At 61.7% G+C, this 14,254-nt stretch carries 17 protein-coding genes; 11 read left to right on the top strand and 6 right to left on the bottom strand.

Annotated elements, in window-relative coordinates; genetic code table 11:
- Positions 1-78: 78 nt before the first annotated feature.
- The 3 genes from pth to HALAL_RS0100785 all read left to right on the top strand — a co-directional run bounded on the left by pth (position 79) and on the right by HALAL_RS0100785 (position 3,176).
- The gene (gene pth / locus HALAL_RS0100795; protein ID WP_025272167.1) at positions 79-657 is read left to right on the top strand and encodes an aminoacyl-tRNA hydrolase; all 579 of its coding nucleotides are present in this window, start codon (positions 79-81) and stop codon (positions 655-657) included.
- Positions 658-775: 118 nt separating this feature from the next.
- Positions 776-2,293 carry a sugar transferase gene (locus HALAL_RS0100790; protein WP_211240405.1) on the top strand — a complete coding sequence of 506 codons (1,518 nt, stop codon included), beginning with the start codon at positions 776-778 and terminating at the stop codon, positions 2,291-2,293.
- A 106-nt stretch (positions 2,294-2,399) separates the two neighbouring features.
- Positions 2,400-3,176: a TSUP family transporter gene (locus HALAL_RS0100785; RefSeq protein ID WP_025272165.1), complete on the top strand. Its 777-nt coding sequence runs from the start codon at positions 2,400-2,402 to the stop codon at positions 3,174-3,176.
- Between the two features lie 24 nt (positions 3,177-3,200).
- Here the strand turns inward: HALAL_RS0100785 and HALAL_RS0100780 are convergent, their stop codons facing one another.
- A complete protein-coding gene (locus HALAL_RS0100780; RefSeq protein WP_025272164.1) occupies positions 3,201-3,923 on the bottom strand; it encodes a sulfite exporter TauE/SafE family protein in 723 nt (240 codons plus the stop codon).
- Between the two features lie 415 nt (positions 3,924-4,338).
- On the opposite strand from HALAL_RS0100780, the gene HALAL_RS17190 reads away from it, so the two are divergent.
- The 4 genes from HALAL_RS17190 (at position 4,339) to HALAL_RS0100760 (ending at position 8,248) form a co-directional block, all read left to right on the top strand.
- On the top strand, positions 4,339-4,968 hold the full coding sequence (locus HALAL_RS17190) for a thioredoxin-like domain-containing protein (RefSeq protein ID WP_025272163.1): 630 nt from the start codon (positions 4,339-4,341) through the stop codon (positions 4,966-4,968).
- Positions 4,969-5,045: 77 nt separating this feature from the next.
- Positions 5,046-5,843 (top strand): 3'(2'),5'-bisphosphate nucleotidase CysQ, encoded by a 798-nt coding sequence (locus tag HALAL_RS0100770; protein WP_051463025.1) that lies wholly within the window; start codon positions 5,046-5,048, stop codon positions 5,841-5,843.
- 114 nt (positions 5,844-5,957) lie between these two features.
- Entirely contained in the window at positions 5,958-6,872 is a 915-nt protein-coding gene (gene cysD, locus HALAL_RS0100765; protein WP_025272161.1) for a sulfate adenylyltransferase subunit CysD, read from the top strand.
- Between the two features lie 134 nt (positions 6,873-7,006).
- Entirely contained in the window at positions 7,007-8,248 is a 1,242-nt protein-coding gene (locus tag HALAL_RS0100760; RefSeq protein ID WP_342670468.1) for a sulfate adenylyltransferase subunit 1, read from the top strand.
- Between the two features lie 64 nt (positions 8,249-8,312).
- Here HALAL_RS0100760 and HALAL_RS0100755 read toward each other — a convergent pair whose 3' ends face one another.
- The 4 genes from HALAL_RS0100755 to HALAL_RS0100740 all read right to left on the bottom strand — a co-directional run bounded on the left by HALAL_RS0100755 (position 8,313) and on the right by HALAL_RS0100740 (position 10,525).
- On the bottom strand, positions 8,313-8,570 hold the full coding sequence (locus HALAL_RS0100755; protein WP_025272159.1) for a hypothetical protein: 258 nt from the start codon (positions 8,568-8,570) through the stop codon (positions 8,313-8,315).
- Positions 8,571-8,683: 113 nt separating this feature from the next.
- Positions 8,684-9,046: a hypothetical protein gene (locus HALAL_RS0100750; RefSeq protein ID WP_025272158.1), complete on the bottom strand. Its 363-nt coding sequence runs from the start codon at positions 9,044-9,046 to the stop codon at positions 8,684-8,686.
- A gap of 22 nt (positions 9,047-9,068) precedes the next feature.
- The gene (locus tag HALAL_RS0100745) at positions 9,069-9,734 is read right to left on the bottom strand and encodes a DUF305 domain-containing protein (protein ID WP_025272157.1); all 666 of its coding nucleotides are present in this window, start codon (positions 9,732-9,734) and stop codon (positions 9,069-9,071) included.
- Positions 9,731-10,525, bottom strand: a complete 795-nt coding sequence (locus HALAL_RS0100740) for a thioredoxin-like domain-containing protein (protein WP_025272156.1) — start codon at positions 10,523-10,525, stop codon at positions 9,731-9,733. Before HALAL_RS0100740 ends, HALAL_RS0100745 begins: the two co-directional genes overlap by 4 nt.
- Before the next feature lie 225 nt (positions 10,526-10,750).
- On the opposite strand from HALAL_RS0100740, the gene HALAL_RS0100735 reads away from it, so the two are divergent.
- Positions 10,751-11,158, top strand: a complete 408-nt coding sequence (locus tag HALAL_RS0100735; protein WP_025272155.1) for a hypothetical protein — start codon at positions 10,751-10,753, stop codon at positions 11,156-11,158.
- Positions 11,158-11,673, top strand: coding sequence for a hypothetical protein (locus HALAL_RS0100730; protein WP_025272154.1), 516 nt, complete (start codon positions 11,158-11,160; stop codon positions 11,671-11,673). Before HALAL_RS0100735 ends, HALAL_RS0100730 begins: the two co-directional genes overlap by 1 nt.
- A 32-nt stretch (positions 11,674-11,705) precedes the next feature.
- Here HALAL_RS0100730 and HALAL_RS0100725 read toward each other — a convergent pair whose 3' ends face one another.
- A complete protein-coding gene (locus HALAL_RS0100725; protein ID WP_025272153.1) occupies positions 11,706-12,626 on the bottom strand; it encodes a GNAT family N-acetyltransferase in 921 nt (306 codons plus the stop codon).
- 93 nt (positions 12,627-12,719) lie between these two features.
- On the opposite strand from HALAL_RS0100725, the gene fdxA reads away from it, so the two are divergent.
- Entirely contained in the window at positions 12,720-13,043 is a 324-nt protein-coding gene (gene fdxA, locus HALAL_RS0100720; RefSeq protein ID WP_025272152.1) for a ferredoxin, read from the top strand.
- A gap of 6 nt (positions 13,044-13,049) precedes the next feature.
- On the top strand, positions 13,050-14,162 hold the full coding sequence (dapC, locus tag HALAL_RS0100715) for a succinyldiaminopimelate transaminase (RefSeq protein WP_025272151.1): 1,113 nt from the start codon (positions 13,050-13,052) through the stop codon (positions 14,160-14,162).
- Positions 14,163-14,254: the final 92 nt, after the last annotated feature.

Genomic DNA, 14,254 nt, shown 5'->3' with positions numbered 1-14,254 from the left:
TGTTGAGACCGTCGCCTGTCGCCGCGATCCGTAAGGACTGGGCGGGAGGAATGGGGAATCGCCGTATAGGATGAGGCCATGTCCAACCCACCGTTTCTGATTGCCGGTCTAGGCAATCCCGGGAAAAAGTATGCGAATAATCGCCATAACGTTGGATTCATGGTCGCTGACAAGCTTGCCGAGCGCCACAACAGCCCGTTTGCCCGAGTGAAGCGGCTACGTGCGGAAGCCGCCGAGGCCCGTTTGGGGATAGGCGGGCCTCGGCTCCTTATCGTTAAGCCGTTGACATTTATGAATCTTTCTGGTGAGGCGATCGGCCCCCTGGCCAAGTATTTCTCCATTCCGCCCGAGTCGATTCTGGTGATACACGATGAACTCGACATCGAATACGGTCGCCTCCGAATCAAAAGTGGAGGCGGCGAAGGCGGCCATAACGGACTCAAGTCGATCAGCAAGGTCCTGGGCACGAAGGATTACACCCGTCTCCGCTGTGGAATCGGACGTCCCCCTGGACGAATGGACGTGGTGGACTACGTGCTCAAGGACTTTGCCTCGGCGGAACGGTCGGAGCTCGACCTCAATCTGGAACTGGCCGCCGACGCGACGGAAACGGTCGTGGAAAAAGGAGTCGAAGCGGCTCAGAACCAGTTCCATTAAGCGGAGTGGCTACTGGCCGGACGCCCTGTGTCTCGCAAGGGTTAAATTGTAGTTACCTAAAGTAATTGAATGTGGCCGCGGATCGTTACTTTCCCGTTTGATTCTCGTTAGTCATCACGTGACTAACAGCGGTGTCAGTGATTACGAGATCCCCAGCCAGATTTCTTCCGGGCGGGGGCGGGTCTATTCGGTTAATTCCTTTGCCGTTCCGGGAACCGGGCGGAGACAGTCCAAACCCGCTCCTTGGCAGCGCCGGTACCTCTGGGGGATTGTGAGCACCGATATCCTTGCCGGGATGTTGGGAGCCGTGGCCGGTTTCGTAACCCGCTTTGGCGATTTCAGCGATCACAGCAGGATATACGCCCTGGGCGTTGTGGCGTTGCCGATACTGTGGATCGCTTTGTTGGGCATGTCGCGTGCCTTTGAAACGCGTTATCTGTTTGTCGGTACCGACGAGTATCAACGCGTGGTGCGCGGATTCCTCGCCATCATCGCCGTGGTCGCGGTGGTGTCCTACGCACTGGAGATCCCCACGTCCCGTATTTTCGTCGTGATATCGATTCCGACTACAGCGCTCTTGACGATCGTATTTCGTTTCTGTTGGCGTAAATGGCTGCATGGTGAGCGCGCCAAAGGTAACTGTTTGAAGCGAGTCTTGGTGGTGGGCCATGAATTGCCCACCGCCGAATTGGTGGCGCAGTTGAGCCGTGAACGTTACCACGGGCTCAAGGTGGTGGCCGCCTGTGTCCCCGACGGCGAGGCACGTGGCTCGTTGCTGGATTTCCACATCAGAGTCTGCGGGGGTTTCGAACGCATCGCCGGAGCCGTGGAGGAAGTCGACGCGGACGTGGTTTTGGTGTTGACCTCACCGGAGTTCGACGGCACTCGCCTGCGGCGTTTGTCCTGGGATCTGGAGCGCTGCGACACGGAGTTGATCGTGGCGTCGGCGATGGTGGACATCGGTGGGGAACGCACGTCGATTCGCCCGGTGGACGGTCTACCCATGCTGCACCTGGACCATGTCCGTCTGACTGGTGTGCGGCGCTGGTTGAAGGAGTGCACCGATCGGGTGGGTGCCGCCCTCCTGATCACCTTCCTGTCGCCGGTGTTCCTGGTGACGATCGCTCTGATCCGATTGACGTCGAGTGGCGCGGCGTTTTATTGCCAGGAGCGTATCGGGCGCGACGGTAAACCGTTCACCATATGGAAGTTCCGTTCCATGTACCTGGACGCTTCGCGGCGGCTTGCTCAATTGCAGGAACAGAATGAGAGCGACGGCGTTCTATTCAAAATGCGAGAAGATCCTCGGGTGACTCCGGTGGGAACGTACCTGCGTCGATTGTCGATCGATGAACTGCCGCAGTTGTTCAATGTTCTGAAGGGCGATATGAGTCTGGTCGGTCCGCGTCCGCCTCTTCCGACGGAAGTCGCCGCTTATTCCCCGGACGTGCGCCGTCGTCTGGTGGTCAAGCCGGGAATGACCGGTTTGTGGCAGGTGTCGGGGCGTTCGGATCTGTCCTGGGACGAAGCGGTACGTCTGGATCTGCGATATGTGGAGAATTGGACGTTGTCGCTTGATTTCGTCATCATGCTGCGCACCGTCACGGCCGTCATGCGCTCGCGCGGGGCCTACTGAAGCGTGCCCGGCCCGTAGTCGCGGGTGCCTGTGGTCCTGTGTAGGACGTCTCGGTCCAACGGTTCGGACAACAATGCTGCCGGTAATGTGAAGTACCGTCATCATTGTGGACGTTGATGCTGTATTCGGGCTCCTCATTCTTGCTGCGGTGGCGGCCGGTTGGGTTGACGCCGTAGTGGGCGGCGGGGGCTTGCTACAGCTTCCCGCCCTGATGGTGGCGTACCCGCAAGCTCCGGTGGCCACCTTGTTGGGAACCAATAAACTCGGATCGGTGGCCGGTACCACGACGGCGGCGGTGACGTACGGGCGTAAGGTCAAGCTCAATCATCGCTTGTTGTGGCCCACGGTGGGAACGGCTCTGGCGGGCTCCGGTCTGGGCGCGGCACTGGCCGGAGTGGTCTCTTCAAACGTACTGCGCCCGATCATTATCGGTGTGCTGGGCATCGTGGCCGTATTCATCCTGGCCCGTCCGACCTTCGGTTTGAATACCACGCCGGTGTTGCTGACGACGCAACGTGCGGTGGGACTGGTCGTGACGGCCGGTCTGGTCATCGCGTTCTACGACGGAATCCTCGGCCCCGGGACCGGTATCTTTCTGGCACTGGCGTTCACCGGGATCTTGGGATACGACTACGTCACGTCGGCGGCCCATGTCAAGGTCGTCAACGCCGCCACCAATATCGGTGCCCTGCTCGTATTCGGTTTCTTGGGACACGTGTGGTGGTTGTTGGGACTGGCGTTGATGGGCGGAAACGCCTTCGGCGCCTACTTGGGGGCACGAACCGCCTTGCGGCGTGGGACGTCGTTCGTCCGCATCATGTTGTTGATCGTGGTGTCGGTGTTGATGGTTCGCCTGAGTTATGACGTGTTGCGGCAAGGCTGACGCTCGCGTGCGACGTGAGGGTGTTCAGGCGGTCAACACACTCGAAATGACCGAGACCGAGCTGACGATCAACAGCCCCAGGACGGCCTGACGGAATCGTTCGGCGTTGAACCTGCTGAAGAGGTACTCTCCGGCGACGATCCCCACTCCGAACGCCGGGACTCCCACCGCCAAGGTGGTGATCAGATCGCCGGTGAGCTGTCCGCTCACTCCGAAACCAATGACCGAGCAGACGCTGGTGGTGGCGAATACGACCGCAAGGGTCGCACGTTGCACCCGAGGCTCGAGACGCATTCCCTGCATGGCGGCGACCATGGGCGGTCCGTCGATTCCGGTGGAGGCGAAGGAAATCCCGGAAAAGGCACTGATGCCGGCCACGACGGGCAGTCCGCCGGAGATCACGACCCGTTTCCACACCAAGGCGGTGCAGGCCAGTACGACGACGGCGATGGCGATGGTGAGCGCCTGTGCCGACAGAATATTGAGGATCCACACTCCCACGGGAACACCGGCGATGCACGCCAGAACGGCCGTGGTGGCGATGCGCCTGTCGATGTGGTGTCGATCTTTCAAGGCGATCCAGATGCTGAGGGGACCGGCCATGAATATCGCGGTGATGACGGCGGTGACAGGGTCGGTCAAGAGACTCAGCGGCGGTACCGCCACGAGGGAGAATCCGAATCCAGCCGTGGTGCGGACGACGGAGGCGAGCGCCAGGGTGCAGAAGATCAGGAAGACTGTGAGCACGTAACCGTCCATTTCGGTGAGCAAGCGGAGGGCGAATACGAATGTAGCTCATTTGAGGGGGCGATTGCGCAACCGGATTGCGGACGGTGAGGTCATCGGCTCGTACGTGTGAGGCGCGTCATGTCCCTGACGCGCCGTATTGAGCCGCCCCGCGGCGTCACACCGGGTAATTTCGGGTGCGGCGTGCGAAATCCCCCATAAAGGTCTAAACGGGAGGGGTCGCGCCGATCACGGCCGCAGGGCTTGCGGCCTCAGCCTGTGGAGACACGGTGTTCGCCGTTCTGAGAAGCAGGAACCGGCACACCCGCGAGGGGCCGTGCGTCAACCGGTGACAGCGGTTGAAATCCCCTGCTCTTTCACGAGTGGAGGAGGAAGCCAATCCACGCAGCGAGTGTATTTTCTCAAGGAGAACCCTATGTCCAAGCGAAATCGGTCGGTACTGCTCATTCCGCTTTTGGCGGCTGTCCTGTTCACTTCCGGATCGCCCGGCTTCTTCGGGTGGGGTGAGGAGGACGACCCCTTGGAAACGGCGAACGTCGTCAACTACTACGGCGAATGGGGAAACATCACCGAGCTGGTGCGCGCACTCAACAATGGAGAACTGGAACCGGCCGATCATCCGCACCCTTGGGTCGCGACCTTCCAGCACGTCGACGCTCTGGAGCGCGAATTCAGTGACCCTCCGGCGGGAGGTGCGCACTTCCCCGTCTGGCAGAACTGCATGGGACGCATATACGAGGAGCCGATCGAGAACGGTCACGCCATCCATTCGTTGGAGCACGGCGCGATCTGGTTGACCTATGATCCCGCCGCTCTCAGCGCTCAGGACATCTCGCTGCTCGAACGGCGTGTCACCGATCGCCCGTACAGTATGATGAGCCCCTTTCCGGGGCAGTCCTCGCCCGTCATCGTCACGGCCTGGGGTATGCAACTTTTCACAGACAATGCCGGAGACCCGGCCATCGATGCGTTCGCCGACACATACGCGCAGAATGCCGAAACGACACCCGAGCCCGGAGCGACCTGCGGCAACGGTATTAAATAATGAATCAGGAAGTCCAAAATATGGAACGTCGAAGTCGCACGTTTGTCAGAGCGGATATGCAGCGTAATATGGCTGCCATGGTCACGTCCACCACCGGTCAGGTCTCCGCAGCGACGGCCGATGACATCGCCTTTGCCACCGCGACCGCGCATCATGCCGGCCAGCTCCTGCTCGGCCTGCGCGACGACATGGGCTACGCCGATCAGGCGGCCCTGAAAGACGCCGGTGACGACAAGGCCAACCAGGCCATCCTGGCCCGACTGGCCGAACAACACCCCGACGACGCCGTTCTCTCGGAGGAAGCCACCGGGCAGCAGGGACGTAGTGGAACCGATCGCCTGGCCGCCGACAGGGTCTGGATCATCGACCCACTCGACGGAACACGTGAGTTCGCCGAAGCCGATCGCGACGACTGGGCCGTCCATGTGGCTCTCTGGCAACGTGGGCGCGGACTGACCGCTGCGGCCATCGCACTCCCCGCGCAACACCTGGTTCTCTCCACCGGAACGGTCGAAACGCTCGTTCCCTCCGGAGAACGCCCCGCACGACCGCGCATCGCGGTGTCGCGCACGCGGCCCCCACAGGAAGCCGAACAGGCGGCGGCGAAACTGGGCGCCGACCTCGTGCCCATGGGATCGGCCGGAGCCAAGATCGCGGCCGTCATCACCGGTCAGGTCGACGCCTACATACACTCCGGAGGGCAGTACGAATGGGATTCGGCGGCACCTGTCGGGGTGGCGCTCGCCGCCGGGTGGTACGCCTCTCGGATCGATGGAACGGGACTGCGTTATAACCAACCCGACCCGCGTCTGCCCGACCTCATCGTCTGTCGCCCCGACTTGGCCGACGACGTGGTGGCCGCAGTCAACCGCTGACGGTCACCGTGAGACGCAACGGAATAAAACCGCCTGCGGTGCTGTCACAACCGATGGAACGACGCGATCGGTATGTGACGCATCAAGAGAGTCCCATTGGGACACCGAAAGGAGTTGAATGAGACGGTGAGCGATTACAGAGTCAGCCATCTCGCCGCTCTAGAAGCGGAAGCGATCTACATATTTCGGGAAGTGATCGCGAGCTGTCAGCGCCCGGTACTCCTTTTCTCCGGCGGCAAGGACTCCATCGTCATGCTGCATCTGGCGAAGAAGGCGTTCGCGCCCGCGGCCGTTCCCTTCCCCGTACTACACGTGGACACCGGACACAATTTCCCCGAAGCCATCGAGTATCGCGACAAGCGGGTCGACGACACCGGGGTGCAACTTGTCGTAGCCTCCGTCCAGGAAGCGATCGACCGAGGCATGGTCGTGGAGCCACCCGGCGGTTCACGCAACCGAATCCAAACGCCGGTGCTGTTGGAAGCGGTGGAAAAACACGGCTTCGACGCACTGTTCGGCGGTGCGCGCCGTGACGAGGAGAAGGCCCGTGCCAAGGAACGCATCTTCTCCTTCCGCGACGAGTTCGGGCAATGGGACCCCAAGAATCAACGCCCCGAACTGTGGAACCTGTATAACGGGCGGATGCACCCCGGCGAACAGATCCGGGTCTTTCCCCTGTCGAACTGGACCGAACTCGACATTTGGCACTACATTGCCGATCAGGACATTCCCCTACCGTCGATCTACTTCGCCCACGATCGTGAAGTCGTCGAACGTGACGGGATGTTCTACGGAGTCAACGAGTTCATCCGTCCCACCGAAGGTGAGAAAACCGAGGTGAGGCGCGTGCGCTACCGCACCGTCGGAGACGCCTCCTGTACCGCGGCGGTGGAATCGAACGCCGACACTCTCGAGGCGATCATCGCCGAAGTGGCCGCGACCCGTATCACCGAGCGCGGTGCCACCCGAGGGGACGACAAGGCCTCCGAAGCGGCCATGGAGGACCGAAAGCGTGAAGGCTACTTCTAAGCCTCCGGAACACCGAAAGACGCATGGTCCGACTCGAATTCGACGAGCTCCGATGATAGGTACACGACATGACTGACACCGCGATCCCCCGGTCCGACGCAGAGACCGACGACCACAATCGCAACGCCACCGAAATGCTGCGTTTCGCCACGGCCGGAAGCGTAGACGACGGCAAATCGACCCTGATCGGCCGTCTGCTGTTCGACAGCAAAAGCCTGTTCACCGACCAATGGGAGTCGGTGGAACAGGTATCGGCCCAACGCGGCGACGACTACACTGACTTCGCGCTACTGACCGACGGGCTGCGTTCCGAACGGGAACAGGGAATCACCATCGACGTGGCCTACCGTTACTTCGCCACGCCGAAGCGGAAGTTCGTCATCGCCGACACGCCCGGCCACATCCAATACACGCGAAACATGGTCACCGGCGCCTCGACGGCGGACCTGGCGTTGATTCTGGTCGACGCCAGAAAAGGACTGGTGGAACAATCTCGTCGCCACGCCTTCCTCTGCTCGCTGCTGCGCGTACCGCACCTCGTGCTGTGCGTCAACAAAATGGACCTCGTCGATTACGACCAAGAAGTGTTCGAACAGATCGAGGCCGAATTCAAGGCCTTCGCCACAAAACTGGAAATCCCCGATCTGTCGGTGATTCCGATATCGGCCCTCGAAGGCGACAACGTCGTCAACCGGTCGGAGAACATGACCTGGTACGAAGGCACGAGCCTGTTGCACCACCTGGAAAACGTCCACATCGCCTCCGACCGCAACCTGGTCGACACCCGTTTCCCCGTGCAGCACGTGATTCGCCCGCACTCCAACAGCAACCGCGACTATCGAGGATATGCCGGACAGGTGGCTTCCGGGGTCTTGAAGCCAGGGGACGAGGTCATCGCGCTTCCCTCCGGGTTCACCTCGACCATCACCGCCATCGACACCGCCGACGGGCCCTTGAACGAGGCGTACCCGCCCATGTCGGTCACCGTTCGACTTGACGACGACATCGACATCTCGCGCGGAGACATGCTCGCCCGCGTCGGCAACCAACCGCGCGCCACCCAGGACGTGGAGGCCATGGTCTGCTGGATGGACGAAAGCCGCCCCATGCGAGTACGCGGCAAATACGCCATCAAACACACCACCGCCGACGTTCGCGCCATCGTCAAGGACGTGCAATACCGCCTCGACGTCAACACTCTGCACCGCAGTGAGGACGCCGACGGCCTCGCCCTCAACGAAATCGGGCGGGTCACCCTGCGGACCACCAAACCGCTCCTCGCCGACGACTACCGCCGGAACCGATCCACCGGCGGATTCATCATCATCGACGAGGCCGACAACCGCACCGTAGGAGCGGGCATGATCGTCGGATAGTGCGGCATGACCGCCTACGATTGACCACGATCCCGGTGAGCGTCACAGCGCCACCGGGATTTCTCTATATACCGGCCATATATTCTTCCACTGCCGAATTGGCCGCCGCGAGCGCGGCCTGTGCCTCCTCGGCCTTCTCCTGTGCCTGCTGATAGAGGCCGATGGCCTCCGACGGCTGAGATACCGAACTGTCCGACGTCGCCGACGTGACCGTCTGCGCGGCCTCTTCGGCCTTCTCCTTCGCCTCGGCGGTCACGGCGCTCGCGGTTTCGCCGGTCTCCAAGGCCTGCTGCAATTGTGCTTTCGTGTCGGCAATGGACATAAGTACGTCCCTCTCGTCTCGTTCCGGGGAATGCGGGTCTGACAGAGGTAGTGTACGGCTTTGGTGTGGACAACGCCTCGGCAAGAAACCGAACTCGCGGTGTCGTGAGGTCGTCAGGGATTGAGGTGGTCGGCGACGGCGTGCAGGGCGACGCCGGTGGCCGTGAGGCATACGGCCACGATCAGTGCGGCGTACAGCATCCGTGGCGTCAGGGAGTCCCATTGGGTCGCCGGTTGGGAGTGCGGTTTGCCCTCGGCTTCGGTAGGTGTGGGGGAGACGTCCGGGGTGGGGAACTCCCCGGTGCCGGTGACGCCGTTGCCCACGCGCGGGAGAAGATGGGTATCGGTGGCGGCGTGAGACGACCCTGTGGGTGGAGCGGAGTGCGAGAAGTCGGGCGTGATGGGAGACGACGCCGAGTCGGGTTCGGTTCCCGTGCCGTTGCCGTCGTACATATCGCGGTTCACGTCCTCTCGCACTCCCGTCCCTTGGACTCTCTGCTTAACCGTCCTGTGACTCGAGGCGGTCGACCAGGTTCTGCATGTCGATGATCTCTTGCTTCTGCACGATGACCATGCGTTCGGCCAATTCCACCACTTCCTCGTCCTGGGCGAGTTCCACCGCTCCCTCGGCCATGTCCACGCCCCCTTCGTGGTGCGCGATCATCAGCTCGGCGAAGCGGATGTCGGCTTCATGGCCGGTCATGTTGAGGAACTCGTCCATTTCCTCTTCGGTGGCCATGCCCGCCATTTCGTGACCGATGGTGGCCGCATCGGTATCACCGCCGTGGTCGTGGCCGTCACCGCGCTCCATCCATTCCATGGGATTGGAGTGTGTGACGTCGACGTCCCACTGCTGCAGCTTCATCAGCATCATTCCGATTTCCGCCTGTTGCGCGGTGGCGATGTCGTAGGCGATGATCTTCATTTCGTCGCTGTCACCCACCTTGTACTCGTGGATGGCCATCTCCACCGCCTGAGCATGGTGGGTCCGCATGTCGCGCAGGAACCCGGCGTCGGCCGACTCGTTGTCCGGCTCCGACACCTGCGTCCACAGCACGGTTCCGCCAATGCCGAGTGCCAGCGCTACCACGGCGGTCATGGCGACCAGTACCGCGAGGGTACGTTTGGGGACGCCTTTTCCATTATCGTCAGCTTTGTCGCTCACGCGTTGTCCTCCTCCTCAGAGGCGTCGTCGGCAGATTCGTTCTCCTCAGAGTTATCAGCCTCATCGTCCGATTCTCCGTCTTCTTCCGGCGGGTCCGGCTGCGGCTGGTCGACGACCGTCTTGTTTCCGCGAGAACACACCGCGCCCGGCTCCATCGTATTGTCGGAGGCGCGTGCGAAGCGGTCCATGAACTCTTCGATACGCTCGTCGTCGGCGCTGTCGACGGTCAACTGGAATCCCCAGGCTTGCACTGATACGGGGCTGCCTTGGTCGGGGTACTGGCTCATCATGGTGGCGTCGCGTCCGTCGACCTTGACCGCCAGAGTCGAGACGTCGTCCTCAGAGAGCTCTTCGGGGTCGTAGGTGACCCAGACGGCACCGTGCTCCAGGGAGTGGACGGCGTGGCGATTGTCGATCGCCCCGTTGTAAACGACGCCGTTGCACTGTTGCCATTGCGGATAGTGGTCGCCGCCGACCGGTGGGTACTGCCCGTAGTCGACGTAGGTGCCGGGGTCGATGTGCGTGCGTTGGGCGACCTGCGGGTGGCTCAAGTCTTCGGCTTCAACGTCACCGGCCTCCAGGGCTTTACGGAGTTCGGTCCCTCCTTCGTAATCGTCGTAGAAGCTCACCGTTCCCTCCGGGGCCTCTCCGGAATCACGAACGATGTAGACGGAACCGAGTATGATCGCCAGGGCGAGAACCCCCACGCCGACGAAAGTGAAGATCAAGCCCCAGGGCTTGGGCTGTTGCACAGTGGCATTACGTTTTGACTTATTTTTAGCCGCAGACATAACCGGGTTTTCCTCATCTTGGACAAATCGGGGATTGCGTGAATCACGAATGTGTCTCGCGACTCTTCACACTACAGGGTAACCCTCTGTCGCGTCCGGTAGCACACGTCATCTCAGCGGATTTTGAGCCGATGGTGGCCGTTTCGTTATCTATATCGTTGATGTCGGGCTCTCCGCGTGCACCCGAGATGTCCTCGCGAGGTCAATCTCCAGTACGATCAAGCCGTGACAGCACGCAATGAACCCGCATCGGCCGTCGACCGACTCATCCGGATCTCCGGGGCGCTCGTCGCCTCGGCCGCGGCAGCCCTCGCCGCCTTGGTGGAGGTCTTCCTGGTGCCTTTGCGGTTCGGGGCCACACAAGTCCCTCTGGCGGCGGCGACGGCCTTCCTTCTGAACTGGGGGTTGGCCGCGTTGATCGTGTGGTGGACCAGGCGGCCCTGGTCGGTGGTGCTGCCGGTGGGCATCTGGTTTGCGGTCGCGGTCACGGCGACCATGCCAACCACCTCAGGTAGCATCCTTGTTCTAGCCACTCTGAACGGATATCTGTTCCTACTGGCCGGAACGGCCGGTGGTGCGGTAGCCATATTTACATATCTACGGCCCAAATACCTGCTGAAGGAGAAACGATAGTGTCCGCCGCAAAAAGTGAGAAATCCTCTGCCTCTCGTCCTTCTTGGCTGCCCGAACGCTGGTTGCCCATGCTGGTGTTGTTCCTCGGCCTGATCGTCAGTCACTATCTGGTGCGGTGGCTCCTCGGCGCCGAGGAAGAACCCGCCTGGCTGGCCGGACTCAACCTCGGAGTCGCCCAGCTGGTGGTATTCAGCGCTTTGGTGCTCGTCCCCGTGCTGGGCGGAGCCCACTGGGCCTTCCGCTACCCCCAGAACCAGATCGTTCCCAACGTCCTGCCGGTCCTCCTCGTCGCCACCCTGTGGAACGTCCTGTTCAACCTCACCTTCGTGCCCAATGGAGCGTTCCCCGACCTCAACCACTTCTTCAGTTCGTTCGTCGTCGTCTTCGCCGCCTACGTGGTCGGCACCTACCTCGGCTACCTCATCATGGTCGCCACCGGATTCGACTTCTACGGGCGTCAACTCAAAGTCACCGAACACAGCTTCGCCAAAAAGGCAAACCTCGTTAAGAAATAGCTCGAAAGGGCGGTCGGGACTCTCCGGCCGCCTCAGCTCCGACGCACTCGATAGAAATATCGATACCGTTCCCGCAAACCACGCTGTTCATACAAGCCGATCGCCGGCACATTGTCCGTTTCCACCTGCAAGGCGACCCGATCGGCACCCTGCGACTCGGCCCAATTCTCCAAAGCGTCCATGACCAGGCCACCCAAGCCCTGCCGCCGAAACTCCGCATCCACCCCGACGCGTGCCACCGCCAAAGTCCGTCCGATCACCGCTCCACGTCCCCATGCCGCCGTTCGATCGCCACGCCGAACCTCCGCGAAGCGAACCGAATCCGCGTCGAGCAACAACTCACGGCACGCCTCGCGCCGAGCCGAATCCAGCCCGTGAAAATACTCCTCGCCCGGCTCGGTCCGCAATACCGCTTCCCCCTCAGGGCGCGATCTGAGCGATCCGCTCATCACCATCGCCTCCGCCTCCTTGGCCCACCCCAGTTGCGCCAGACGCCCGTCCAGGTGCCGTGACACGGGTCCGCTTGCCGTGATCATGGGATCCAGGCCGCGCTCGCCGTACCATTTCTCCACGTAGGCAATGGCCTCGTCGAGGTCGACGTCCGGTTTGGTCAGCGCGAGTACGGAATTGGCCCGACGGGTGTATCCGGCGTGGGCGCGTAGCGTCCAACCGGCGTAGTTTTCGTTCTCCCGGGCGCGCCAGGAGTCGGCCAAAATCCGTTCCAAATCCAATATCTCGCTGAAACGCGTGGGACGCGGTCCGATTACCTTGGCGGCGACGATTCCGCTGCGTGGGATACGTCGTTCGCGGCCGTCCTCCTCGGTTACAGTGATATGGTCACCGTCGACTGCGGAGAGAACGCCCAAGCAGTCGGTCATGGTGGGACCCGAATCCGTTTCGGGGAGACGCAAACGTACAACGACACGCTGATCAAGGTGTTCTGACCCCAACATTAGGTTGCCCTTTTTCTTTCGGAATTATGGTGGCGACTAAGCTTTATTGTCAGCGCAACCGTCTTGGTTCGTGCAAGCTAGGAAGGACGACTCGTGACCTATATCATCGCTGAGCCGTGTGTGGATCTGCTAGACAAGGCCTGCATCGAGGAATGCCCCGTGGACTGCATCTACGAGGGTAACCGGATGCTCTACATCCACCCGGACGAATGTGTGGACTGCGGTGCCTGTGAGCCCGTGTGCCCCGTGGAGGCGATCTTCTACGAAGACGACGTTCCCGAAGAGTGGGCAGGATACACCAAGGCCAACTACGACTTCTTCGACGATCTCGGTTCGCCCGGCGGTGCCTCGAACGTGGGCAAGATCGACCGTGACGACCCCTACGTGGAAAAGCAGCCTAAGCAGGAACACGAGTAGAGTCCCGTGGTCAGTCGCTCATATGCCGCCAGTCCGGCGCGCCGTCTGCCACGGTTTCCGTGGGATCGCTTGGAGCCGTTTAAAAAGCGAGCTGCCGCCCATGCGAACGGTTTGCTGGACCTTTCCGTGGGTGCGCCGGTTGATCCGGTCGCCGACTCGGTACGGAAGGCCCTGGAGAACGGCGCGTCCCGCCCCGGATACCCCGCGACGGCGGGCAGCGTCGAGCTGCGTGAGGCCATGCGTGCCTGGCTCGACCGTACCGTTGGGGCGGACGTGTCCAAGGTGAGTGTTCTCCCGACCGTCGGGTCGAAGGAACTGGTGGCCAACCTCCCCACCCAATTGGGAGTCGTGAGCGGCGACGACGTCGTGTACCCCTCCATCGCCTATCCCACCTATGAAATCGGAGCCTTGCTGGCCGGCGCCTCCCCGGTGCCGGTGGCGGATCCTCGAGAGGCGACCACGCCCCCTCGCCTGGCGTGGATCAATTACCCCTCCAACCCCACCGGGGAAGTGGCCTCGGTGCAGAGCCTCCGTCAGATCGTCGCTTGGGCGCGGCAGAACGACGTCGTGCTCGTCAGCGACGAATGCTATTACACCCTCGGATGGGATGAGGAACACCCACCGGTGTCGATTTTGGATCCACGGGTGAACGACGGTGATCTGCGCGGACTACTCAGCGCTTTTTCCCTGTCCAAGCGTTCCAATCTCGCCGGGTACCGCTCGGCTTTTATTGCCGGAGACCCCGAACTGATCGCCGACCTGCTGGAGATTCGTCGCCACGCCGGTTACATCATGCCGTGGCCGGTGCAGACCGCCACGGTGGCGGCCCTGGAAGACGAAGCACACGCGAATGAGCAAAAGGAACGCTACCGTCGCAGACGGTCCGTACTCTTGGACGCCTTTCGATCGGCCGGATTCCGTATCGATCACTCGCATGCCGGACTGTATCTATGGGCCAGTAGGGATGAGGACTGCTGGGACACCGTCGCCGATCTGGCCGAACGAGGGATTCTGGCCGTGCCAGGGGAGTTCTACGGTGCCGACGGGCATCGACATGTACGCGTCTCGCTTACCGTAGGGGACGCCCAGGTCGACCAAGTAGGCGAGCGCCTGCGGTAGTAAACCGTTTGCAGCGACGTCTCAATAACTCTCCGCGAATATTGCGGTGCAGTGTTATTCGCAGGTTGAACGAGAACGGTGGTCAATCGGCG

Source organism: Haloglycomyces albus DSM 45210 (assembly GCF_000527155.1).
Classification (GTDB): Bacteria; Actinomycetota; Actinomycetes; order Mycobacteriales; family Micromonosporaceae; genus Haloglycomyces; species Haloglycomyces albus.
This window is presented reverse-complemented; position numbering and strand designations above follow the sequence as displayed.